Annotated in this window: 24 protein-coding genes and 1 pseudogene; 13 read left to right on the top strand and 12 right to left on the bottom strand. The window is 51.6% G+C overall.

Annotated elements, in window-relative coordinates; all coding sequences use genetic code 11:
* Positions 1-147 precede the first annotated feature (147 nt).
* Entirely contained in the window at positions 148-834 is a 687-nt protein-coding gene (locus ACJJIM_RS05065) for a hypothetical protein (protein ID WP_108732560.1), read from the top strand.
* Positions 835-909: 75 nt separating this feature from the next.
* Here ACJJIM_RS05065 and tusA read toward each other — a convergent pair whose 3' ends face one another.
* Positions 910-1,140, bottom strand: a complete 231-nt coding sequence (gene tusA / locus ACJJIM_RS05060) for a sulfurtransferase TusA (protein WP_282933554.1) — start codon at positions 1,138-1,140, stop codon at positions 910-912.
* Between the two features lie 118 nt (positions 1,141-1,258).
* On the opposite strand from tusA, the gene ACJJIM_RS05055 reads away from it, so the two are divergent.
* Positions 1,259-1,546 (top strand): antibiotic biosynthesis monooxygenase family protein, encoded by a 288-nt coding sequence (locus ACJJIM_RS05055; RefSeq protein WP_413665059.1) that lies wholly within the window; start codon positions 1,259-1,261, stop codon positions 1,544-1,546.
* Here ACJJIM_RS05055 and ACJJIM_RS05050 read toward each other — a convergent pair.
* From ACJJIM_RS05050 to ACJJIM_RS05035, 4 genes are all read right to left on the bottom strand, one after another.
* Positions 1,521-2,159 carry an alpha/beta family hydrolase gene (locus tag ACJJIM_RS05050; protein WP_444912583.1) on the bottom strand — a complete coding sequence of 213 codons (639 nt, stop codon included), beginning with the start codon at positions 2,157-2,159 and terminating at the stop codon, positions 1,521-1,523. The genes ACJJIM_RS05055 and ACJJIM_RS05050 overlap by 26 nt on opposite strands.
* A complete protein-coding gene (locus ACJJIM_RS05045; RefSeq protein WP_444912582.1) occupies positions 2,152-2,376 on the bottom strand; it encodes a YheU family protein in 225 nt (74 codons plus the stop codon). Before ACJJIM_RS05045 ends, ACJJIM_RS05050 begins: the two co-directional genes overlap by 8 nt.
* Before the next feature lie 62 nt (positions 2,377-2,438).
* Positions 2,439-3,251, bottom strand: coding sequence for a class I SAM-dependent methyltransferase (locus ACJJIM_RS05040; protein ID WP_282933557.1), 813 nt, complete (start codon positions 3,249-3,251; stop codon positions 2,439-2,441).
* 16 nt (positions 3,252-3,267) lie between these two features.
* On the bottom strand, positions 3,268-3,573 hold the full coding sequence (locus ACJJIM_RS05035) for an MTH1187 family thiamine-binding protein (RefSeq protein ID WP_282933558.1): 306 nt from the start codon (positions 3,571-3,573) through the stop codon (positions 3,268-3,270).
* Between the two features lie 131 nt (positions 3,574-3,704).
* On the opposite strand from ACJJIM_RS05035, the gene ACJJIM_RS05030 reads away from it, so the two are divergent.
* The 4 genes from ACJJIM_RS05030 (at position 3,705) to mnmC (ending at position 7,347) form a co-directional block, all read left to right on the top strand.
* Entirely contained in the window at positions 3,705-4,235 is a 531-nt protein-coding gene (locus ACJJIM_RS05030) for a glycine cleavage system protein R (protein ID WP_282933559.1), read from the top strand.
* An 82-nt stretch (positions 4,236-4,317) separates the two neighbouring features.
* Positions 4,318-4,791: a tRNA (uridine(34)/cytosine(34)/5-carboxymethylaminomethyluridine(34)-2'-O)-methyltransferase TrmL gene (gene trmL, locus ACJJIM_RS05025; RefSeq protein WP_444905851.1), complete on the top strand. Its 474-nt coding sequence runs from the start codon at positions 4,318-4,320 to the stop codon at positions 4,789-4,791.
* A 14-nt stretch (positions 4,792-4,805) separates the two neighbouring features.
* Entirely contained in the window at positions 4,806-5,345 is a 540-nt protein-coding gene (fldB, locus tag ACJJIM_RS05020; RefSeq protein ID WP_444905852.1) for a flavodoxin FldB, read from the top strand.
* Between the two features lie 13 nt (positions 5,346-5,358).
* Complete coding sequence (mnmC, locus tag ACJJIM_RS05015; RefSeq protein ID WP_444912581.1) at positions 5,359-7,347, top strand: bifunctional tRNA (5-methylaminomethyl-2-thiouridine)(34)-methyltransferase MnmD/FAD-dependent 5-carboxymethylaminomethyl-2-thiouridine(34) oxidoreductase MnmC; 1,989 nt, start codon at positions 5,359-5,361, stop codon at positions 7,345-7,347.
* On the opposite strand, the gene ACJJIM_RS05010 is transcribed toward mnmC, so the two are convergent.
* Positions 7,340-7,975, bottom strand: a complete 636-nt coding sequence (locus ACJJIM_RS05010) for a DUF502 domain-containing protein (RefSeq protein WP_108732551.1) — start codon at positions 7,973-7,975, stop codon at positions 7,340-7,342. The two genes, mnmC and ACJJIM_RS05010, sit on opposite strands and share 8 nt — an antisense overlap.
* Positions 7,976-7,984: 9 nt before the next feature.
* On the opposite strand from ACJJIM_RS05010, the gene ACJJIM_RS05005 reads away from it, so the two are divergent.
* Positions 7,985-8,797, top strand: a complete 813-nt coding sequence (locus ACJJIM_RS05005; protein WP_444896609.1) for a glutaminyl-peptide cyclotransferase — start codon at positions 7,985-7,987, stop codon at positions 8,795-8,797.
* On the opposite strand, the gene ACJJIM_RS05000 is transcribed toward ACJJIM_RS05005, so the two are convergent.
* Positions 8,781-9,209 carry a hypothetical protein gene (locus ACJJIM_RS05000; protein ID WP_157953964.1) on the bottom strand — a complete coding sequence of 143 codons (429 nt, stop codon included), beginning with the start codon at positions 9,207-9,209 and terminating at the stop codon, positions 8,781-8,783. The genes ACJJIM_RS05005 and ACJJIM_RS05000 overlap by 17 nt on opposite strands.
* Before the next feature lie 153 nt (positions 9,210-9,362).
* Here ACJJIM_RS05000 and recQ point away from each other — a divergent pair, with 153 nt between their 5' ends.
* Together recQ and ACJJIM_RS04990 are read left to right on the top strand one after the other, a co-directional pair.
* Positions 9,363-11,168, top strand: a complete 1,806-nt coding sequence (gene recQ, locus ACJJIM_RS04995; protein WP_444912580.1) for a DNA helicase RecQ — start codon at positions 9,363-9,365, stop codon at positions 11,166-11,168.
* A 98-nt stretch (positions 11,169-11,266) separates the two neighbouring features.
* Positions 11,267-12,778 carry a CoA-acylating methylmalonate-semialdehyde dehydrogenase gene (locus ACJJIM_RS04990; protein ID WP_444912579.1) on the top strand — a complete coding sequence of 504 codons (1,512 nt, stop codon included), beginning with the start codon at positions 11,267-11,269 and terminating at the stop codon, positions 12,776-12,778.
* A gap of 72 nt (positions 12,779-12,850) precedes the next feature.
* On the opposite strand, the gene ACJJIM_RS04985 is transcribed toward ACJJIM_RS04990, so the two are convergent.
* A complete protein-coding gene (locus ACJJIM_RS04985; RefSeq protein ID WP_444912578.1) occupies positions 12,851-14,776 on the bottom strand; it encodes a cytochrome c peroxidase in 1,926 nt (641 codons plus the stop codon).
* Between the two features lie 377 nt (positions 14,777-15,153).
* Between ACJJIM_RS04985 and ACJJIM_RS04980 the strand changes: the two genes are divergently transcribed.
* A complete protein-coding gene (locus ACJJIM_RS04980; protein WP_413665048.1) occupies positions 15,154-15,396 on the top strand; it encodes a hypothetical protein in 243 nt (80 codons plus the stop codon).
* Positions 15,397-15,510: 114 nt separating this feature from the next.
* On the opposite strand, the gene ACJJIM_RS04975 is transcribed toward ACJJIM_RS04980, so the two are convergent.
* The 3 genes from ACJJIM_RS04975 to djlA form a co-directional block, all read right to left on the bottom strand.
* Positions 15,511-16,356, bottom strand: a complete 846-nt coding sequence (locus ACJJIM_RS04975; protein WP_413665047.1) for an OmpW/AlkL family protein — start codon at positions 16,354-16,356, stop codon at positions 15,511-15,513.
* A gap of 429 nt (positions 16,357-16,785) precedes the next feature.
* Positions 16,786-17,094, bottom strand: a complete 309-nt coding sequence (locus ACJJIM_RS04970; protein WP_282933570.1) for a BolA family protein — start codon at positions 17,092-17,094, stop codon at positions 16,786-16,788.
* A gap of 46 nt (positions 17,095-17,140) precedes the next feature.
* Positions 17,141-17,926, bottom strand: a complete 786-nt coding sequence (djlA, locus tag ACJJIM_RS04965; RefSeq protein ID WP_413665046.1) for a co-chaperone DjlA — start codon at positions 17,924-17,926, stop codon at positions 17,141-17,143.
* Between the two features lie 236 nt (positions 17,927-18,162).
* On the opposite strand from djlA, the gene ACJJIM_RS04960 reads away from it, so the two are divergent.
* The 3 genes and pseudogenes from ACJJIM_RS04960 to ACJJIM_RS04950 all read left to right on the top strand — a co-directional run bounded on the left by ACJJIM_RS04960 (position 18,163) and on the right by ACJJIM_RS04950 (position 20,691).
* Positions 18,163-18,768, top strand: coding sequence for a hypothetical protein (locus ACJJIM_RS04960; protein ID WP_444912577.1), 606 nt, complete (start codon positions 18,163-18,165; stop codon positions 18,766-18,768).
* A 136-nt stretch (positions 18,769-18,904) separates the two neighbouring features.
* Complete coding sequence (atzF, locus tag ACJJIM_RS04955; protein ID WP_444912576.1) at positions 18,905-20,323, top strand: allophanate hydrolase; 1,419 nt, start codon at positions 18,905-18,907, stop codon at positions 20,321-20,323.
* A pseudogene (locus ACJJIM_RS04950) lies at positions 20,248-20,691 on the top strand (allophanate hydrolase-related protein). The gene atzF and the pseudogene ACJJIM_RS04950 overlap by 76 nt, the downstream one beginning before the upstream one ends.
* On the opposite strand, the gene ACJJIM_RS04945 reads toward ACJJIM_RS04950, so the two are convergent.
* Positions 20,618-21,499 carry a LysR family transcriptional regulator gene (locus ACJJIM_RS04945; protein ID WP_444912575.1) on the bottom strand — a complete coding sequence of 294 codons (882 nt, stop codon included), beginning with the start codon at positions 21,497-21,499 and terminating at the stop codon, positions 20,618-20,620. The pseudogene ACJJIM_RS04950 and the gene ACJJIM_RS04945 overlap by 74 nt on opposite strands.
* Between the last annotated feature and the right edge of the window lie 28 nt (positions 21,500-21,527).

The following is a 21,527-nucleotide window of genomic DNA, read 5'->3' as shown; positions in this document are numbered from 1 at the left end:
GTGTCCTTCTAGCGTCTCCCCGAGGAGGGAATTAAAGCAATCAAACACCCTCCTGCCCCAGTCTTCCTTCAGAGGTAGGGCATTTCGCTGTCGCACCTTCATCTGACGTGGAGACGGTATACAACCGGCCCTGCAAGGAGGTGTTCCATGACAGACCACAGCATCAACAATGTGGTTGACCTCTTCACCGGCGAGCCCATCGAAACTTCTGCGGACAGGCGCTTTATTCGCCTATCGCCGGAGCTAGACGGCTTGGAAATGCTCTACTCCAACAACTCCAGCGGCACAGATCTATATAGCCTGAAAGTTTTATGCTGGGGTCTCAAAGCAAATGGCGAGGTCGTAGGCCTCGTTCCCTGGTTAAACACCATAGTGGCCTGTCCCGACATCAAGGACCCTCTCGACGGACGCTTTGAGGGCTACTATGACCCCGGCATTGAGGAAATCTTTCATCAGCCCCCCATTCACAAGATCGTCGAGCTGGAGACTGCGGCGGAATACTTTGAATACGAGAGCAATAAAGCTGAGGAAGTACTCCAGGAGATCCCCGACACCATCGGCACCCACGCTGTGTTTATGGATGAACAGCGCGAGAACCTGACACTGATTGAGGTCGTCAGCTGGAGGTTGCACGCCGACGGGGAGATTCACGGCATGCTAATAGACCACGATATCGTTGAAACCACTCCGGTTTTACCGGGGGATCACTGCCTGTACCCCGCGCAGGAGAGCGAGGGATTCCGGTACTTTTTCCAACACCATATCGCTAACAAAATTAAATCCGAGGACCCCGAAGCCCTGGCCGCTATCGCTGCCCTGGTGACAGCTCCCTAGGGACTGTTGGGTCTTAATATTCAGGAGTGTGCCAGCCCCCGCCAATGGCATGGGGGCTGGAGCAACCGCGACCCGCTATTCCGCTTTTTTAATCCAGTAGACAAATTCGTCATTTTCCTCTGCGTGCTGTACCAGCTCATATCCAAGAAATTGGCAGAACTTGGGCACATCCCGCTGAGTGGAGGGGTCGGTAGCAACCATTTTCAACACTTCACCATCGGCGACATTGCGCACCGCTGAATGCAGCATCATGACGGGTTCCGGGCACAGGAGGCCACGGGCATCTAAGGTGTGATCTGACTTCATAGGTATCATTGTGCGCAATTTTGCCGCCGTCGTCATCTCCAGAGGCATGAGGGCCGCGCGGTAATTCCCCTGCGCCCGCACTAAAATCCTCATAGGGCTAACGCAATTCGGGCTGACAATGATCTACGTGTTGATAGAACGGGAAATTGCGGCAGAAATGCAGGGCAGCTATGAAGAGGCCGCCCGCAAAATCCTCACTTGCGCCTACCGCACCGTAGGCTTTATCGAGGGGCAGACCTATATCGAGAAGGGCAATCCCTTGCGGCGCTTTACACTCTCCAAATGGCAATCTGAACTCCATTGGCAACACTGGTATACCAGCCAGGAGCGCCGCGCACAGATGAATCTACTCAACCCACTGATGGTGCGGGAAGAGCGCATTACTGTCCTGGAGATCGCAGCATAAACTGGGCGGCCAACTCTACTGCGGATTGCCAATGCTGAAGCTGGTTAAAACCGCTGGCGCGACGGGGTTTAAAGTCGTGATCGCCATCTTCCAGCCACTCGACCTCAATGGTATTCGCCAATCCGTAACCTTCTACCTCAGCCCGACTGCCTAATGGGTCCCGATCTCCCTGTATCACCAAGGTCTGGCAGCGAATATCCACCAAGTGCCCGGTACGCAGCTTTTCCGGCTTTCCCTGGGGGTGAAACGGATACCCCAGGCATACGGCACCGGCAATCGCCTTCTGCCCCCAGTATTCATCCGCCAATAGACTCGCCACGCGCCCGCCCATGGACTTACCACCGATAAACAGGGGCAATTCGGGGCCTAACTGGACGATTTGCTCGCGGAAAGACTCTTGCAGCTGGGGCATGGTATTGGGTGGCCGCTTACTTCCCCCGGTGCGCCGCTGCGCCATATAGGGAAACTCAAAACGGACAACTTCCACACCCTGCCCACACAACCCCTGCGCCAGGAACTGCATAAACTCACTGTCCATCGGCGCCCCGGCGCCATGGGCAAACAGAAAGCGCACAAGGGGCTCTCTCGGGCTATCGATCAACCATTCAGACATCGGGGGGCAGGTCCTCGGCCAGGACCAGGTTTACGGTTTCTTCACCGGGCTCAAACCAGATCACCACTTGGCCGGATTGCAGCTGGCGACGCAGGCTGGCAACTTTGTCCACCAGTTCCACTTCACGCTCACCGTATTCGGTGCCCTCGCGAGTGGCGTACTCTTCCAGCAAACTTTGCAGGGAATCGGCATCTAGTTGTTCGAAGGGAATAATCATACAGCGACTAATTCAGGTAGGCTGGGAGCAGCCATAGCCACCCCCAGAATATTGTAAAACGATCAGGACTTGGGTTTGCGGAAGCGCAGGGTCATACGATCGCTCTCGCCGATAGCGAGATACTTTTCACGGTCCTCTTCACCCAAGCGCATTACCGGTGGTAAGGTCCATACGCCTTTGGGGTGGTCAGCAGTGTCTTTGGGGTTCGCATTTACCTCGCTGGCCTCTTCGAACTCAAAGCCCGCTTTTTTAGCCAGGTCGATAACATACTCCTGGGTGACATAACCACTTTTCACCATATCTTCCAGGCTGGTACCTGGCTTGGCACGGTGCTCAACGATCCCCAGAACACCACCGGGCTTCAGCGCGGCAAAAAAGCTGGCAAAAGCTTCATCGGCATAATCACGATACATCCAGTTGTGCACGTTGCGGAAAGTTACTACGGCATCGGCACTGCCTGCCGGAGCAATCTCGCGACCGGTTTGTGGGGCAAACTCAGTCACAATTACTTTCTTGTAAGCCTTATCGTTAGCAGCCAGCTTTGCTTTGAAGTTCTTCAGGGAGCGCTTGAAGTAGTCGGACTCACTATTCTCAGGGAAGTGCGCCGCGTATAGGGTCCCCTTCTTGCTCAGGTAGGGCCCGAGAATTTCGGTATACCAACCGCCGCCCGGGGTAATTTCCACTACCGTCATATCCGGCTCGATCCCCATAAACTCCAGGGTCTCCGCTGGGTTGCGGTACTGATCGCGGGCGACATAATCCTTGTTGCGATGATCCCCCTTAATGGCAGCAGAGAAATCTGCGGCCTGGGCTGTGCCCGCCAAAGCCAGGGCACCGGCCAGGGCCACCAGGGATTTCTTAAAATTGCTCGTCATAGTTTTTCCTGTGTTGTTATCGTTGGTCCAACTTCATTTGCACACTGTCGATCTTATCCTGCATAGATTGCTCGCGGTCAATACGAGTTCCCAATTTCAGACTGGAACTGATTCGGTCGGCGCCCATTTGATGCACTCGCTCGTGGCACTCTTTAACTGCCGCCATCACCTTATCCCAGTCCCCCTCGATATTGGTACCGTATGCGTGCAGGCGATAGGAAAGCCCCGCCTCTTCCAGCACCCGTTCACACTCAGCAACGTATTTACTGACGGAAACACCAACGCCGATAGGGATCACACATAAGTCCGCAATCACGTTCATCAACAGTCCCTCGTTAAAGTACTTGGATATTGGTTTCAAAATAACGCTTTTGAGATTGGCCGATAGAGTTATTCGACGAGATCCTATTACAATGTCAGCTCAACGTCTCTCGTGAAGCAAAGGAACCCTATATGCAACAGCATCTCGTTATCTCCATGATCTCTGATGACAAGCCCGGTGTCGTGGAAAAGCTTTCAGCAGTTATCGCAGATAACGGCGGCAACTGGGAAGACAGCCATATGGCCCACTTCGCTGGGAAGTTTGCCGGAATCCTGCGGGTGGCGGTGCCCGCAGATAAAAGTGAGACACTAAAAGAAGCGTTGTCAGCCCTGGCAAACGCAGGCTACAACCTGGTCATTGAAGATGCCATTGCAGTATCCGCCAAACCCCAGCAAACGCTGACGCTGAAACTGGTTGGCAACGACCGTCCCGGCATAGTCCGCGAGATCTCGCGCGCCCTTACCGCCCACCATATCAATATGGAGCATCTGGAAACCACTTACGGCAGCACGCCCTGGAGCGGTGAGCCCCTGTTTAATGCCGAGTGCACCATCAGTGTGGCCGAAGACATAGATCTCGACGGCCTGCGTGACGATCTGGACCAGATTGCCAATGAACTCGGGGTCGAGATCGATTGCGAGGAGATCGCCACCCCCATCTAATTGTGGAATAATCCGCAGCCGTACAGGGCCGGGCACTGCTGTCCGGTCTAGCTAGAAGTCTCTCCAGCGCAAACGCCACCTCATGTTCAAGATTGTTCTATACCAACCTGAAATAGCGCCAAATACCGGCAATATTATTCGACTTTGTGCCAATACTGGGGCAGAGCTGCACCTTATCGAGCCCTTGGGTTTCGATATGGATGACAAACGCCTGCGTCGCGCCGGCCTCGACTACAGCGAGTACAGTCGCGTGGTGCGCCACAAGGACTGGCAGACCTTTATCGATAGAGAACAACCCGCCAGGGTGCTGGCGCTCTCCACCAAGGGAAGCAAAAGCCATACCGCGATCGAATTCCAGGCGGATGACGCCATTGTGTTTGGCCCGGAGACCCGGGGGCTACCCGCAGAGTTCCTGCAAGCAGTAGGGGCCGAAAACACTTTGCGTATCCCCATGCGTGCCGAGAGCCGCAGTATCAACCTGTCCAATGCCGCCGCCATTGTTATCTACGAGGCTTGGCGACAATTGGATTTTAGTGGCGCCGTGTCCCAGCAGTAAGAAGTTCACCTGTTATGCAAAGTTCCCAAGCCCCAATCGGACTCTTTTACGGTTCCAGCACTTGCTATACCGAAATGGCTGCGGAGAAGATCCGCCAGTGTATCGGTCCTCAATGGATTGATATCCACAATATCGCAGAGGCGGATATTGGCCTCGCCGAAGACTACGACTTCCTTTTGTTCGGCATTCCCACCTGGGACTACGGCGAACTGCAAGAGGACTGGGAAAATATCTGGGACGACTTGGCCGCGCTGGACCTGCACGAGAAAAAGGTCGCGCTGTTTGGTCTGGGCGATCAGGAAGGCTACCCCCAGTGGTTCCAGGACGCCTTGGGCTATTTGCATTCACAGCTCCTCGCCTGCGGTGCCCGTGCAGTGGGCTATTGGTCCGCAGAAGGTTACGAGTTTGAAGAGTCCAAGGGGCTAACCGCCGATGGCAGCCAGTTTGTCGGGCTGGCCCTGGATGAGGAGAACGAATTCGATCTGAGCGAGGAGCGTATCCAGCGCTGGTGCGACCAGGTAATGCGCGAGTTTGGCTTGCAGGATGAGGGCTGACGGAAGTCTTATTGTGAGCGAACCGGACAAGAAGTACGCAGAAATTGAATGGCGTGAAGACGGCCAGCCGCTGTCTCGCGCCTACGACGACATCTATTTTTCCAGCGCCTCCGGCCTGGAAGAAACTCGCTACGTTTTCCTGCAGCAAAATGCCCTGGCTGAACGCTGGCAACGGCTCGCAGAGAACGGCACCTTTACCATTGCCGAGACAGGCTTCGGTACCGGCCTGAACTTTCTCGCCGCCGCAGAGCTTTGGCAGAAAACGGCACCGGAAAGTGCTCGCTTGCACTTTATTTCGGTCGAGAAGTTCCCACTGCGTCCCAACGACCTGCGCCGGGCACTGGATCTCTGGCCACAACTGGCCCCGTTCGCCCAGCCCTTGATCGATAGCTACCCTCCCCTGCTGGCCGCCGGTATTCACCGACTGCACTTTGGCCCGATCAGCCTGACCCTGATTATCGGGGAGGCAAGTGAGGCCCTGAACAGCTTGCGCCTGCAAAGGGACAGCGATCACCAGGTAGACGCTTGGTTCCTGGACGGTTTTGCCCCAGCCAAGAACCCGGATATGTGGGCACCGGAGTTGTTTAACAACATGGCCGCTCTGAGCAGTCCCAGCGCCACTTTCGCCACCTTTACCTGCGCCGGGCTGGTTAAGCGCGGACTCCGCAATGCCGGTTTTTCCCTGCGCAAGGTTCCCGGCTTCGGGCGCAAAAGAGAAATGCTGTGTGGCACTCTGGAGAGCCCACAAGTGAGCGAAACCAGAGAAACTCCGTGGCACCTGCCTCACCAGGAAAGCAAGCGTCCTAAAACCGTCGCTATTGTCGGCGCGGGAATAGCCAGTGCCACTATTGCCCGGGCACTGGCAGAGCGCGGCATCGATGTTCAGGTATTTGAGCAGGGTGAGGAACCCGGCTCTGGTGGCTCTGGGAATGACCAGGGAATTCTATACGCCAAGTTATCTCCCAAGCCCGGCCCCAACGGAGACTTCAATCTCCACGCTTTGATGTTTGCCCAGCGCTACTATCGCAGCCGCTGCTCTAAAGTGAGCCACTTCAGCGGTCTGCTTCAATTGGCGCAAACTGAGCGGGAACAGCAATTACAGAGTCAGGTTGCCGCCACACTGGCGGAGAGCGATGGGCAGCTATTGGCTGAACCTGTCGATGCTCGAGCGGCCAGCTCCCTGGCAGGCGTCGACCTACCCGTGGGTGGACTGCACTTTCCTCACGCCGGGTGGATTGAACCGCGCAAAGTCTGCGCCACTTTATTACAGCACCCAAATATCAACCTGCACAGCAACAGCTTGGTAAAAGGGTTAGGGCGAGAATCGAGCGGTTGGTCAGTAAAAACAGACCGCAGTGACTTTCAATTTGATGCGGTAGTTCTGTGCGGTGCCAATGATATTCGCCAATTTGCCCCTGCGGCGGCCCTCCCCCTGAAGCCAATTCGCGGGCAGGTGTCCAGAGCAACGGCCACTGAAAATTCTTCGCAGTTACAAATGGCTTTGTGCGGTGAGGGTTATATCACTCCTGCCTATCAAGGGCGTCAGAGCTTTGGTGCCACCTTTAAGCTTAAGGAGACCGCTACTGACCTACGAGTTAGCGAGCACAGCGAGAATCTACAAACCCTGGCAGAGCTACTGCCGCAAATAGCAGATGAGTTCTCACAACAGTCTCTCACTGGCCGAGCGGCTTTGCGCGCAGCGACCCCCGACTACCTACCCTTAGCCGGCCCCCTACCGATCTGGGACTCTATCAGCGATACCTATGTCGCACTGCGCAAGAACCGCAAGCAGTACGTCCCCGAGCGGGCTGACTACCAGCAAGGCCTCTATGTAATGGGAGGCTTGGGTTCCCGTGGCTTTACCTACGCACCACTAACAGCCGAGGTACTGACTGCCTGGATGCTCAACGAGCCCCTTCCGGTCAGCGCAACCCTGGCCAAAGCACTGCACCCGGCTCGCTTTGCCATTCGCGATCTGGGTAGAAACCGAGATATCAAGTAGAGGGGACTCCAGTCTCCTTCTTCTCTGAAGACAGCAAGTTGGCACTGCCGGAACCACAGGCGACGATCGTCTTCATCGCCGCCTCAACACTCACGCCGGGCAGTATTTCTACGCACTCTGCCGGTACGTGAAACACAAACCCGGAGGTGGGTACCGGCGCTGTGGGCACATAGACGGTCATATCTCCATTGGGGTGTTGAGAAGTGACAATTGCGGTGACAGTGAGCGGATTATCAATGCCATGAATGCGGACCTTGGCTACCGGCCCCGCCAACACACCTTCACCACCGCCACCAATAAACTGGATCACCACATCTTTGATGGTGCTGTAACCCGGCGCCAGGCGTCCCAACCAGTGATCCACATGGCGGTGCAACCAGCTGCCAACACTGGTTTTCACCAACAAACCAATCGCGAAACAACCACCAAGGATCAGGGCTATCACCACGAGCCTGGCAAGGGTATTCTTAAATTCTGTATGCGCCTCAAGCCACACCACAGCGGGAGCTACAAGATCACTAACTTGACCGAACAGCCACTGAAACAGCAGGACAAAGATAGCTATAGGCAGCACCACTGCGAGTCCACCCAGCAGCGTCAAAGTGATAAAAGTTTTAATTCTGGTCATAGGCTATTGATGAACCGACTTCTCGTGAACAGCTGGATACTGTTATTGCTTTACGCCCCGTGGCTGCAAAGTGCAGCTGCAGAGACACAACTCCAAACAATCCCTTTTTCCATCCTGGAAGAGCGCCAGCGTGGAGGGGACCATTTCACCCAGGGGCTTTTCTACGATGGTCAACGCTGGTGGGAGAGCAGTGGTCGCTACCGCCGCTCCTGGCTCGCCGAGTATACCGATCCTGGCGCCAATCCAGTAAGACGCAAATGGCTGGCTAGGAATCGTTTCGCCGAAGGGCTCACAGTTCTCCACGATAAACTTTACCTGCTGACCTACAAGGCGGGAGAGGTCCATGTCTACCACGCAGACAAGCTCCAACATTTGAAGGTCATGCACTATCGAGGCGAAGGCTGGGGCCTCACCAGTAATGGCCAGCAGCTGATTATGAGTAATGGCAGTGGCGAACTGGTTTTCCGCGATCCCGATACTTTTGAGGTAGTGCGACACCTCAAAGTTCAAGGCGGAGGTAAAAATTGGTCCAGACTCAATGAATTGGAATTTGCCCAGGGCCTGATTTGGGCAAATATATGGCAAGAAAAACAGATTATTGCCATCGATCCGGAGAGTGGCCAGGTGCGCGGCATTATCGATCTCAGCGCTCTCAATCCGGCCGGCAGAAATCACCCTGACACCGTGGCCAATGGGATCGCCTGGGACAAAGCCAAAAATGGGCTCTGGATAACTGGAAAGTACTGGAAACAGCTCTATTTGATTCGCCCTGCAGGACTGGGCTTTGAGCGTACCAGTAGAGTTTCTAACGCTGATCCGTAACGGTCAGCACCCCCCCATCCCGGAGATAGTCCATCGCAGACAACTGCAACTGCAAGCGATAGCCGTGCCCCCGGCTCTGTAGGCTGACGCCTTCCAAACTCGCCTCGCCGTCATACAGCGTGGTGAATTTCCCTTCTTCATTTTCCCACTGAATATTTTCAACTTTTTGCATACCGGGTAACTCGAGAGTGACCACTGTGAACTCTTCCGGCAAAGGCTGTAGCTCAACCTGGGCAACACCCGATGCGGTCGCCAGGGAAAATGCCAGTTGGTTTTCCGGTGCTGTCTGCCACCCCAGGTGAGTGTCAGCAACAACAGATTGAACCAGATTATGTGGGGAGGTGGAGGCGCACCCCAGAAGTCCGGCTGGAACCGTCAACGACAACACAGTTGACAAAATCAATGTGCGCATAGCCCTATCCTTAGCTTGCCGCTGTGATGGCGTAGGATTATAACCCGCGAAATATGTCACAGGAGTAAAGCCGTCAATTTCATTCAATTTCAGCGGCATACTCATCAATAAACATACCGCGCGCGATCGAGCCACAAGGTATACTCCCCGCCCATGAATTCTCCACAACATATTCTCGAACACGTTTTTGGCTATACCGATTTCCGCGATCCTCAAAAAGCAGTTATCGACACACTGGTAGCCGGCAATGATGCCCTGGTATTAATGCCCACCGGCGGTGGTAAATCCCTGTGCTACCAGATTCCCGCCCTGGCGCGCCCCGGGTGTGGAGTTGTTATCTCCCCCCTGATTGCCCTGATGCAGGACCAGGTAGAAGCTCTTCAGGAAGCCGGCATCCGCGCCGCTTACTTGAATTCATCAGTGGCCTACGACGAAATCCAGGCAATCGAAAGCCAGCTATTACACGGTGAGCTGGATCTCCTCTATCTGGCCCCGGAGCGGTTGCTACAGCCACGAACCCTGTCATTACTGCAAAGGGTGGAACTGTCGCTGTTTGCCATTGATGAAGCCCACTGTGTTTCCCAATGGGGGCACGACTTTCGAGCCGACTATCTGCAACTCAACTGCCTGCACGAACAATTCCCCCGGGTACCCCGTATTGCCCTGACAGCAACAGCAGACAAGCGCACCCGTGCAGAAATTGCTCGCCGCTTGGACTTGGAAGAGGCCCGCCACTTTGTTAGCAGCTTCGACCGTCCCAATATCCAGTACCGCATTGAGCCCAAGGACAACCAGCGCCGCCAACTGCTGCAATTCTTACAGAATGGACACCAGGACAACGCAGGGGTTATTTACTGTCTGTCCCGAGCCAAAGTGGAGAACACTGCGGAGTGGTTGAGCCAGCAGGGTTTCACTGCACTGCCTTATCACGCCGGGCTACCCGCCGAGACCCGCGCCGAGCACCAGCGCCGCTTCCTGCGTGAAGAGGGTGTCATTGTTGTCGCCACCATTGCATTTGGTATGGGGATTGATAAGCCGGATGTGCGTTTCGTTATTCACCTGGACCTGCCCAAGAGCATAGAAGCCTACTATCAGGAAACGGGCCGTGCGGGCCGCGATGGTGGGGCCTCAGTTGCTTTACTCCTCTACGGTCTCGAGGATGTGGTAAAGATCGGCCAGATGGTGGAGTCCTCAGAGGGCAGCGAAGAGCACAAGCGCCAGGAACGCAGCCGCCTGAATGCCATGCTCGGGCTGTGTGAAATCACCAGCTGCCGCCGCCAGGCCCTACTGGACTATTTTGCGGAACCCCTGGACGAACCCTGCGGCAACTGTGACACCTGTCTGCAGCCGCCTGCCACCTGGGATGCCAGTGAGGCAGCGGTAAAACTACTCTCCTGTGTCTATCGCACCGGACAGCGCTTTGGCGCCAGCCACGTGATCGATGTACTGCGCGGCTCCGAGAACGAGAAAGTCCGCAAATTCGAGCATGACCAGCTCTCCACTCATGGCATCGGCAAAGACCTGAGCGCAGCCGAATGGCGGGCAGTCATGCGGCAGCTGATTGTTCGCGGCTACCTGGAGGTCGAGGGGGAATTCCAGGGGCTGAGGCTCACTGAAATTTGTCGCCCGCTGCTGCGCCGGGAGGAGACTCTTAATCTTCGCAAGCTTCCCCCAAAAGCGGCGCGCTCGCAGAGCCGTGACAGTCGCAGCCTGGATGATCTCAGCCCAGAAAACCAAGTGCTTTGGGAAGCCCTGCGCAACTGTCGCAAACAGTTGGCAGAAGAGCGCGGCGTGCCGCCTTATGTCGTCTTCCACGATGCGACCCTGCGCGGTATGGTACAAGCCCACCCACAAACACGCAGTGAGCTATTAGCGGTCTCCGGCGTTGGAGACAGTAAGCTCGAACGCTTCGGCGATGCATTTTTGGCGGTTCTCAGGGATTTTCCCAAACACGAATAACTCCGAACAGTCGGGAGCTTTTCCCCAAAACACAGAGCTGTGTTACAAAGGGGCAAAGCAATAGAACAATAATTGATAAACCCGACTGAGAGAGAACTATGAAAGTAATCGGCCACCTGATTAATGGCAACATGGTTAATAACACCGGTGCCGCAGGTAACTCCGAACTCCAAGAGGTCACCAACCCCTCCACCAATGAAGTGATCGCCCAGGTTTCGTTAGCCTCTAAAGCGACTGTTGAAGAGGCCATTAGCGCAGCTGAAGCGGCCTTCCCTGCTTGGCGAAACCTTCCGACGGCCAAGCGAGTACGAATTATGTACCGCCTGCGAGACCTGCTGCAGGAGAACGCCGCAAAGATTTGTGAGCTGATTACCCTGGAACACGGCAAAGTCCTCGACGATGCGATGGGGGAATTACAGCGGGGCATCGAGAATATCGAGTATGTTTGCTCTACTCCGGAAATGCTAAAGGGCGAGCACAGTAAAAATGTCGGACCGGCAATAGACTCCTGGAGCGAATTCCAACCGCTGGGTGTTTGTGCCGGCATAACCCCCTTTAATTTCCCCGCTATGGTTCCCCTGTGGATGTGGCCCATGGCAATTGCCTGCGGCAATACCTTTGTGCTAAAACCCTCCGAACGCACCCCCTCCTCTGCACTGTTTATCGCGGAGCTGGGTATAGAGGCCGGCATCCCCACAGGGGTATTAAATGTGGTCAACGGCGGTAAAGAGGCCGTCGATACGCTCTTGACCGATAAGCGCGTCCAAGCGGTGAGCTTTGTGGGATCGACACCGATCGCAGAGTATGTCTACAGCACAGGCACCGCCCATGGAAAAAGAGTGCAAGCGTTTGGTGGTGCCAAGAACCATGCGATCATCATGCCCGATGCCGACCTGGACAACGCTGCCGCTGCTCTGATGGGCGCAGCCTATGGTTCCTGTGGTGAACGCTGTATGGCCATCTCTGTCGCTGTAGCGGTAGGTAATGAAACCGCCGATGCCCTTGTTGAGAAGCTCAAAGTACAAATTGCTGATCTGAAAATCGGCGATGGTATGGACAGCCAAAGCGATATGGGGCCACTGGTAACCCGGCAACACTTACAAAAAGTGGAGAGTTATATTGCCGCTGGTATCGAAGAAGGTGCCGAGTTGGCTGTAGATGGGCGCAACCAAACCGTTTCCGGTTTTGAAAATGGTAATTATCTAGGTGCCTGCCTGTTTGATCGAGTCACTCCGGAAATGTCGATTCACAGCGGGGAGATATTTGGCCCGGTACTCTGTGTGATGCGTGTCGAGTCCATGCAAGAGGCAATGGATATTATCGATGCTCATGAATACGGTAACGGCACCTGTCTATTTACTCGCGACGGTGAGGCCGCACGCTATTTCAGCGACAATATTAAAGTTGGAATGGTCGGTATCAACGTACCTCTGCCGGTACCGGTAGCACACCACAGTTTCGGTGGTTGGAAGCGTTCACTGTTTGGTGACCTTCACGCCTACGGCCCCGATTCAGTGCGTTTCTACACCAAACGCAAAACCATCACCCAGCGCTGGCCTGCCAGTGGGGTGAGGGAAGGTATTCAGTTCAGTTTCCCCTCAAATCAGTAAGCATTAGGGTGGCAGCCCCCCAGATTTCCCCTTCAAAAAAAGTGCCCGATTTTGCCGGGCACTTTTTTCTTACTATAAAGAGTTCCCCTCCTGATCTACCGCATCCAGCTGACGGCCATCCGGACCTCCATCTCTCGGCGGAATCAATACATCGATTTCTGGAGTCCCCGGTAACGCACTGGGATCAGTCAAAGCCCGAAGAAACTCAGCTAAAATTTCGATTTCGTCATCGGACTCGCCACGATTTGCTGGGCTATCACCAACCAAGTCCATGGTAAGCTGATAACCATTAGGTGCGACAATATCAACACAACCGCTGCCCAAATACTCGAACTGCTCCAGCTCACACAAATCTGCAACAGTATCGGTCAAGGGTGTGCCAGTATCATCAACACCAAAATAACTTTGGATGGAATCCAAAGTATTGAAGTAATGAGAGATATTTCGCTCTAAACTGCCAAACTGTCCCGCGTGCCCCCATGGACCGGAAATGGAAACATTGAGAAGCGACGGCACCCTATATCTTTCCAAATCGCTACCATCTTCATTGGTACCGACTCCAATTTGTGGATAGCGAAATCCCCTGGACGTTTCCAAAGTAAAAAATGGCCCATCATGGCATTGTGCACAGGCAGTGTTGGTGTAAAACAGGATTCCACCACGTTTCTGCATCTCAGTCATGGCATCATCATTGCCATCAAGGAAGTCAAAGAAAGGGTTATCAATAAATAGCTGGGAAGCCTGGTAGGCAGCCAAGGCTTCAGACACCCGCAGGAAAGTTTTTTCGCTATCCCCAAAAGCGTCTTCGAAAAGTGAATCCCACTCATCACTCAAACCAGACGCAATACTCTCGCGATAATCGCTATCACTGGCAAAGCTTCCCCGCTCACCCATTTCCCCTGCTGTAACTACAGGAAAGTGGGCCTGGGCCATCAACAATGTCAGGGAATTACTGGCTATCTCTTCAGAAAAACTATTTACGTCATCAGAGACATCTCCATCATCAGTTCTGACCTGATTGGCTAAATAAGTAGCTTTGTCCTCAATGTTGTTAATACCTGTTCTGAAACTGACTCTCCTATCCCAAAAAAGGCTATCCGACCAAATAGCAGAATTACAGGTGGGGGGCGAGTTACGCGGTAAAAGCGGCATCAGATTGCCATCGCTTCTACCGGGCCCCAATAAGTCAGGATTTACCGTATTTACACCAATCGGTAACGACAAACCATCACTGCCACAACCCAGTGTGGGGTGGTGACAAGATGAGCACGAAGAATCGTTATTCAAGCTCAGGGATTTACTGTGAAATAAGCGCATTCCCAACTCAATAAGTGCGGGATCTTCCTCTCTGCGCAGCCGCGCCACATAAGCTCTTAATGCACCTACTCGATCTCCCAGGCTGATAACCTCTGCAGCAGCCCTAAGACACTCATTCAGGTTTTCTGTAGCTATATCCCATACATTGCTAACTCGCTCACCCGCCGTACATTCATCGAGACGTGCAATTGTTGTATTTACTTCTGCAAAGGTTGTATCGACGGAGGTGCCGTTATACCAGTCATCGTCTCGATCGCTATCCAGTGTCCTTGCAATATCCTCATTTGACGGCTCACTGTAGCTACCGTCACTGACTTTCACGGCAGCGCTGTAGCTATATTTTGTACCGCTGGACAAACCACTATCTTCGAACCGCTCAGCCTGCGTCTCCGCTATCTCTTCACCATCGCGATATATTAAATAGGAAACATCACCACTCTCATTTGGCTCCCAGGAGATACGGATAGTGGAAGCCGAAGTCGTGACGGCAATTAAGTTAGAGGGAGACTCCAAATCTGTAGACACCTGCCCCCCACTGGAACCAGAGCTATCGTCACCTCCAGAGCTGCCACTGCTCCCTCCACCGCCACACCCCCAAAGCAGGAGCACCGCAAAAACAGCCAGGATACGCGTATTTACAGACAACAATAATTTTAAATACTTCTTAAAAAATAAATTCATCTTTAGTTTTATTTATTGGTTAAATAAACGAGCTCCAAATTACTCAACAATCAAGGAGCCTCTTGCGCAGGATTATCAATTCACAAAAAACAGAGTCAACAACAACATTAAACCTCCATAAAAGAATGAGAACCAATCGAGCATTATTTTTTAAAAAAACCCCCAAAAAATAAAAAGAAGAAACACACTTCGAAAGTGACCAAAACCAGGCTCTCATCCACAAAACCCAAAATGTAAGCAACACAAGTAATCGCACCAAGAACAATCAAGCACCATTAAGAGAACACTTACCACACAGATAACACCTCCAGACTTCAAGTTAATTACTTTATATTTGGAAGATGGGATCATCTGCTTACCAACAAACGAGAAAAACAATGAAAATAACAGGCCTCACTGTCGCACTAATTGCTGTACTTCTCTCTGCCAACCCAGCACATGCACAGGAGGATGCATCCTTTAAGAAATGTAAAAAGTGGCAACAAAAAATTGAGCACTTCCGCGAAGAGAGAAAAGATGGCGGATCAGGAGAGCAGATGGAAAAATGGAAAGACAAGATAAGAAAGCTGAGAGAGAAATTTAAAGAATATAAATGTGATCAATATAAGCGTCACTTGTAATCAAGGATTGATAACTGCAGCACCCAAGAAAGGTTAAGCGCCTTCCCCTTAATATCAAATGTGCGTTAAATAAAAAAAGGACGCCGAAGCGCCCTTTTTTGGCTGCATGACTGATTACCAGTGGAAATCAAACTTGTAGCCTACACCAATATTGAATGACCAGGGGTCAAAGAGATAATCACCACCAAATCTGTGGCGATAGAACTCATTGTCATCATTGGTATCGAACCAGAAGGCATCCACCTCAATATCGGTATCTACATCATAGTAAATAGCGGCAAGGTTAATCAGCCAGCTACTATCATGACCGAAATTAAAGTCGACACCAATTTGCCAAGTGTAACCCCAGTTATCACCCAGGTTTACACGACCATCCCAGGGCCGGAAAACTTCAACATCATCATCGAAATCCCACCAACCCCAATGTCTCAGGCGCTCATCGGTAAAGTCGGTATAGTTAATACCTACTCCCATATAAGGCTGAACCATGCAGCTGGGATCTAAAGGATAATAGTTCAGATAAGCAGCCGTGATTTGAGGCTTCCATCTAGCGAAATCGCGACGGCGGTGGAACTCATCAAAGTCCGGGTTAAAACGACGTAACCAGGGTCTGTTATCTCCTCCTGTGTGGCGGTCACCCTCGGTGTAACTCAGGGATACACTCATATGGTCGGTAGCCCGCCACTCTACATTGATAAACCAGCCCCACTCATCACTGGGATCAATGTTAGAGCGGAATGCACCCCAGTCGTCAATAAAGTCATCTGGCCCTTCGAGCCATCTGTCAGCAAAAGTGGCATTGTCCGAATTAGGCGAGATATAGGCCCCACCAATTCGAACCTTAAACTCCTGGGTCTTTGGTGGGGGGGGGGCATAGCCAGCCGGTCCTGCCGAAGCGACACTAGAGATTGCTAAGGCGAGGGGCGTCATAACGGGGATCAGAATACGCGTCATCTTCATTTGTGGTAACTCCATTGATATTCAGCAGATCAAACAGCAATCAGCCCAATCAATGGTCAGTCTAGTCGCACGAAGTAACAGGTGTAGAAAAAACAAACAAATGTTGGCGTGTAAAAAAGTATTTATTGTTTTCTGGCACTTAAACCGCTTTTTGGCGTTTAATTTTCCCGAACAAAGTATGATTTTTAAAATGGATAGGCGCCTCTTGAAATTCTAGCGGCCACCAGAGCAAGAGAGATATGAAGAGATCTAAATTATTAAACAAAAAATAGACGCCATTTCACCACTGATTCTTACAACCAGCAAAAGCTTATGAGGGCTTTCGTGACGCAAAAAGAAACTGAAATTTTTTGAATGGCTGCTTACATGAAAAACGCGACAGGCCCCAGAACTGGAACCTGTTTGAGTTGTTTTAAATAAAGCGCTGAATTACGACTTTTTTCCACCACCCTGGCATTCAGGACTCTGAGGGGCCTGTCCCTCCCACTCTTCCGGGCTGTAAGTGTGCAGAGCCAGAGCATGTATTGGGCCAGCCATTTCTTCAGACAAAGCCGCATAGACTTTTTGATGGCGCTGCACTTTCCTTGCCGAATTAAACGCCTCACTCACCAAAACGACCCGAAAGTGCATTTCAGAGCCAACAGGCACATTGTGCATATGGCTTTCGCATTGCACTTCAATATGCTGAGGCGAAAATTCCGCAGTCAGTTTATCTTTAATTGTCTCAGCAAGACTCATCTATCAACTCCTTTATTTGCGATACAGCAAGGCTACTTTCCAGAACCTAGCTGACAACCTTAGCCTGTTGCTTTCTCGCCTCAACAATCGCTTCATAGGCAACAGTAATACTTTTCATCTGATCATCAGCATGACGCATAAACTCTTCAGGCAACCCCTTAGAAGCAATTTTATCTGGATGATACTCTGCTGCTTTTCGGCGATAAGCTAATTTAAGCTCTTTATCGCTGGTCTCCGGGGTACAACCCAACACTGCGTAATGCTGCTCCAGATTTGCAGCCGTACTCCTACCCCCGTGAAAAAACTCATTTTGCATTGCCGCAAATAAAGATTCATGCAAGCCAAGATCAACAGTGATGCGTTTTAAAATTTCTTCTTCTGCGCTATGTAATTCACCATCGGCATAAGCAACAGCAAATAATAGGCGATACACCATTTCCCGCATTGCTTGATCGCGAACCAGCTGGCGATACTGTTTTGCGTAATCGTAAATGCTGTACTTATCAGTCTTGGCATTTTCAAAAATACGGATTGCATGCTTGCGCTCCTCAGTGCCCAGACGGAGGTTGTTTCTAATAAAGCCCTCTATAAACTCCACTTCAGCTTTAGAAACCAGGCCATCTGCCTTAGCCATTTTTGCCAGCATCGAAAATAGAGTCACGATGAAGATTGTCTGGGCTCCATCCCTGCTCAGAGCCGAAGCAGCCTTCCCGAGGCGCTGCTGCAAACTGGAACCAAATGAACTGCCGATCCAGGCTCCCAATGCCGCACCAATTGGGCCGCCAAACATAAAACCAAAGCCTGCACCTAACCCCGCCCCTAACCAGGACATACACTCTCCTAGACGCTAAAAGTCGCGCCCGCTATATAAGAATCAAACAAGTAAAACGCGCCTATCATACCACGTACTATGGCGCCTTAATCCCCAAATATGAATCGCTGGTCACAACCCAATAGAAATGAACCCGCCAGGTCTATCTTTTGACGCGGCAATCAATCTCGAAACTATCACTAGTCCTCAGGCCCAATTATGTTTGAGAGTGAAAATCGAACTTAAAGGCAAGCCGAATGAAAATGCGGCCAGACACAGCTCTCTTTCGCCCCCTATTGGCTTTGTGTGCCATAGCACTCCTCACGTTAACCGGTTGCGATCAACATCGAGGTGCATCCCAGCAAGAGGAGGCCAGCAGCACTCCAGGGCACCAGGACTGGGAAACTATCGTAGAGGTCCTTCTGCATCCCCGCTGCCTCAATTGCCACCAGTTGGAGATGCCACTTATAAATGAAGGGTCTCCCCATGTTCCTAGAGTGGAGCGCGGTCCAGATAATATGGGGGCAGGTACCATGCGTTGCAATAACTGCCATTCAAATAAAAACAACCCTGTTACCGGTGCGCCTGGAGCTCCAGGGTGGGTTATGGCACCCATTGAGTTGAACTGGTCACAAAAATCCTCGGCTCAAATCTGCAAGCTGCTAACTACTCCCCAGGACAACGGCGGGCGAGCACCAACCAGTCAACTGGAGTTTGTCAGTACCAGCCCACTGGTATTGTGGGGATGGCACCCCGGAGACAGCCGCCAGCCGGTAAATATCCCCCACGACAAGTTCATTGAAGCAATGAAAGGCTGGATTGCAGCAGGGACACCCTGCCCACCAGAGAGGGCATCAAACTAATTATGTATTTGCTAAATCTAAAATTATGCGGTTTACAGTGAGATGAAAATTCTTGAAAAAATATAATCTTAGTAATACAAACATCGAAATAAATAACAGTTCGGTATCTAGTTGAAGTTATTCTCGGAACCCTTTTATGGCCCACGATTTAACGCTAGACCATCTAAGAAACACCTACTCCCAAGGTATTACAACACCGCGTGAACTCATTGCCAGTCTATTAAAGCAAGCACTGCAGCAAGCCAATTATAACGCCTGGATAACTCTATTAACGCGAGAAGAGCTAGAGCCCTATCTAGAAGCATTGGACCGAATAAGGCCCAGCGATCTGCCATTATACGGAGTGCCCTTTGCTATCAAGGATAATATTGATCTTGCTGGAGTACCTACAACAGCAGCCTGCCCAGACTTTAGCTATATCCCTCACGAAAGCGCATTTGTTGTAAAGCTATTGATTGAAGCAGGAGCTGTGCCGCTCGGCAAAACCAATCTCGATCAATTCGCCACCGGCCTAGTAGGTGTTCGCTCCCCTTACGGAGAAGGTAAAAACTCTTTTAACCAGGAGTATATTTCTGGCGGGAGCAGTGCGGGGTCAGCTATTGCCACAGCACTTGGGCAAGTCAGTTTCGCTTTGGGAACAGATACTGCTGGCTCTGGTCGGGTACCTGCGGCACTCAATAATTTAATAGGCCACAAACCCACTCGGGGACTGCTGAGCACTACAGGGGTTGTCCCCGCCTGTAAAAGTCTCGACTGCGTGTCAATATTCACCCTAAATTGTCAAGATGCCGCCAGGCTACTTGATATTACGGCGAAGTTTGATTCAGCCGATATCTATAGCCGTACCACCCCATCTTCAAATAGGCTGCGGTACTTCCAGGAAAGCTTCCCTAACAATAAGATCAGTTTTTCTTTTGGTATACCTGAGCAACTTGATTTTCAAGGGAACAAAGAAACCCAGGCACTCTTTAATCAATCTATCAAAAAATTAAAAGTGCTGGGCGGACAGGCTGTAACTGTAGACTTTAATCCTTTTATAGAAGCGGCAAAGCTACTATACGAAGGTCCCTGGGTAGCCGAGCGCTGGATTGCAACTCAAGGTGTAAAACCGAAATCCATGCTTGAGGTAATCCGGAAGGTTATTAACTCCGCGGAAACAAAAACTGCAGCTGATGCTTTCTTGGGACAATACCGCTTACAAGCACTAAAGAGAATCTGTGATAAAACACTGGAGAATGTCGATTTTATCATTATTCCCACTATACCGACTGTTTACACCCGCCAGCAAATATCCGAGCAACCCATTCAAAGAAATTCTATTCTCGGAACCTACACAAATTTTATGAACTTATTGGACTATTCTGCGACCGCAGTACCCGTTGGCTTTCTTAGTTCCGGAATTAGCTGGGGAGTCACTTTGTTTAGCCAGAAACATTGCGATATGTCCCTGCTAAGTTTTTCTAATAGTTTACACCAGGCCTGCAATCTCCCATTGGCTGCTACAGGAGAACGCCCGGGAGAGACATCCAATCAAGGCAGCGGCTCTCGCCATTAGCTACACCGGACAAGCTGGTAAAAATTGTAGTCTGTGGTGCACATCTCAAAAAGGAACCTCTCAACTGGCAACTCACTGAGCGGGGAGAACAGTTATATCAGAAAACAACAACCAGTCTCCAATACCGACTCTATGCTCTCCCCGAGTAGGAGCTCCCCGCTCTGGTTCGCGATGAATCCGGAGATGGGCAAGCCATCCAGGTGGAAATATGGCAGTTGCCAACCGAATATTTCGGCAGTTTAGTTGCTGCAATACCCTCTATGGAAGCTGGCTTAACTGGCTCCAATCCAAACACTAAGCCCACTCGGCAAATTTACTTAGCCAGGAGGCATTCATTTTCCTTCCTACTACAAAGAGCTCTTCACTAGATTTTATATCTCCATCCTCCACCCTAACGATTACCCCACCCATTTCAGTTATCAGAGGCTCAGGCAGAAAAGCGAGCAGCCTATTATTTTTTACTAGCTGGCAAAGAACCCCATAATCATTTACAACGACCTGCACCTTGCGAGGATAATTAATTTCTGGCCAGCCATCGCTACCTATCCCCCGCTCTTCACCACAGAAGGGTGATATCCTCGGTGCGGCAAATGGATACTGCAAGATATCTGACAGTGAAGCCTTCACCTCAGCCCCCTGCTCCACGATCAAAGAGTGATCAGGCCCTGCAGCAATACACATTGATACTGAGCCAAGTGGCCGAGCATCCATTGTGGATGACAACTGCCCCAAAACCGCTCCGGTTATCAGGGCCAGGTCTACCTCCCCCCTGGATAACATCTTCAATGCCAAGGCTTCATAGGCCGATGTGAATGACAACCGCCCCCCTGCTTCCTCAGTAGTAAATTTGCGGTGGATAAATGTACCCCAGGCTAGTTGCAGCATAATCGGAGCAGCAATTCGGCACTCCTGATTTACCTTTAGCTCGCCAACTTCAGAGCGAATTCTTCTGGAAATCGCCACCATCTCAACCGCCCGACTTTGCAGTCTGCGGCCTGCTTCATTGATTTTCAGTTGCTTGCCAACTCGATCAAACAGGCGAGTACCCAGCTCTCCCTCCAGCCGTTTTAGGATTTTACTCAATCCACCCGGGCTCGTATCCAGCCTGTCTGCGGAGCGCTGCAGGTTCTCCGTCGCAGCAATCACTAGGAACTTCTCAAGTGCTTCTATTTCCATAGTGGAATCAAATGTCTCTATTTTTGAA

Source organism: Microbulbifer maximicatervae (SeqCode), assembly GCF_052467615.1.
Note: the sequence above shows the minus strand (reverse complement) of the source record. Positions and strands in the feature narration are given on the sequence as shown.

What these genes read in the sequence shown, in the direction of transcription:
- ACJJIM_RS05005 (WP_444896609.1), top strand. Translation starts at nt 7,985, where the DNA reads ATGAACCGACTTCTCGTGAACAGCTGGATACTGTTATTGCTTTACGCC.
- ACJJIM_RS04990 (WP_444912579.1), top strand. Translation starts at nt 11,267, where the DNA reads ATGAAAGTAATCGGCCACCTGATTAATGGCAACATGGTTAATAACACC.
- tusA (WP_282933554.1), bottom strand. Translation starts at nt 1,140, where the DNA reads ATGAAGTCAGATCACACCTTAGATGCCCGTGGCCTCCTGTGCCCGGAA.
- ACJJIM_RS04975 (WP_413665047.1), bottom strand. Translation starts at nt 16,356, where the DNA reads ATGAAGATGACGCGTATTCTGATCCCCGTTATGACGCCCCTCGCCTTA.
- trmL (WP_444905851.1), top strand. Translation starts at nt 4,318, where the DNA reads ATGTTCAAGATTGTTCTATACCAACCTGAAATAGCGCCAAATACCGGC.
- ACJJIM_RS05065 (WP_108732560.1), top strand. Translation starts at nt 148, where the DNA reads ATGACAGACCACAGCATCAACAATGTGGTTGACCTCTTCACCGGCGAG.
- fldB (WP_444905852.1), top strand. Translation starts at nt 4,806, where the DNA reads ATGCAAAGTTCCCAAGCCCCAATCGGACTCTTTTACGGTTCCAGCACT.
- ACJJIM_RS05050 (WP_444912583.1), bottom strand. Translation starts at nt 2,159, where the DNA reads ATGTCTGAATGGTTGATCGATAGCCCGAGAGAGCCCCTTGTGCGCTTT.
- ACJJIM_RS05055 (WP_413665059.1), top strand. Translation starts at nt 1,259, where the DNA reads ATGATCTACGTGTTGATAGAACGGGAAATTGCGGCAGAAATGCAGGGC.
- ACJJIM_RS05035 (WP_282933558.1), bottom strand. Translation starts at nt 3,573, where the DNA reads ATGAACGTGATTGCGGACTTATGTGTGATCCCTATCGGCGTTGGTGTT.
- atzF (WP_444912576.1), top strand. Translation starts at nt 18,905, where the DNA reads ATGGCCCACGATTTAACGCTAGACCATCTAAGAAACACCTACTCCCAA.
- ACJJIM_RS04970 (WP_282933570.1), bottom strand. Translation starts at nt 17,094, where the DNA reads ATGAGTCTTGCTGAGACAATTAAAGATAAACTGACTGCGGAATTTTCG.
- ACJJIM_RS04985 (WP_444912578.1), bottom strand. Translation starts at nt 14,776, where the DNA reads ATGAATTTATTTTTTAAGAAGTATTTAAAATTATTGTTGTCTGTAAAT.
- ACJJIM_RS05010 (WP_108732551.1), bottom strand. Translation starts at nt 7,975, where the DNA reads ATGACCAGAATTAAAACTTTTATCACTTTGACGCTGCTGGGTGGACTC.
- ACJJIM_RS04945 (WP_444912575.1), bottom strand. Translation starts at nt 21,499, where the DNA reads ATGGAAATAGAAGCACTTGAGAAGTTCCTAGTGATTGCTGCGACGGAG.
- djlA (WP_413665046.1), bottom strand. Translation starts at nt 17,926, where the DNA reads ATGTCCTGGTTAGGGGCGGGGTTAGGTGCAGGCTTTGGTTTTATGTTT.
- ACJJIM_RS05040 (WP_282933557.1), bottom strand. Translation starts at nt 3,251, where the DNA reads ATGACGAGCAATTTTAAGAAATCCCTGGTGGCCCTGGCCGGTGCCCTG.
- ACJJIM_RS05030 (WP_282933559.1), top strand. Translation starts at nt 3,705, where the DNA reads ATGCAACAGCATCTCGTTATCTCCATGATCTCTGATGACAAGCCCGGT.
- ACJJIM_RS05045 (WP_444912582.1), bottom strand. Translation starts at nt 2,376, where the DNA reads ATGATTATTCCCTTCGAACAACTAGATGCCGATTCCCTGCAAAGTTTG.
- ACJJIM_RS05000 (WP_157953964.1), bottom strand. Translation starts at nt 9,209, where the DNA reads ATGCGCACATTGATTTTGTCAACTGTGTTGTCGTTGACGGTTCCAGCC.
- recQ (WP_444912580.1), top strand. Translation starts at nt 9,363, where the DNA reads ATGAATTCTCCACAACATATTCTCGAACACGTTTTTGGCTATACCGAT.
- ACJJIM_RS04980 (WP_413665048.1), top strand. Translation starts at nt 15,154, where the DNA reads ATGAAAATAACAGGCCTCACTGTCGCACTAATTGCTGTACTTCTCTCT.
- ACJJIM_RS04960 (WP_444912577.1), top strand. Translation starts at nt 18,163, where the DNA reads ATGAAAATGCGGCCAGACACAGCTCTCTTTCGCCCCCTATTGGCTTTG.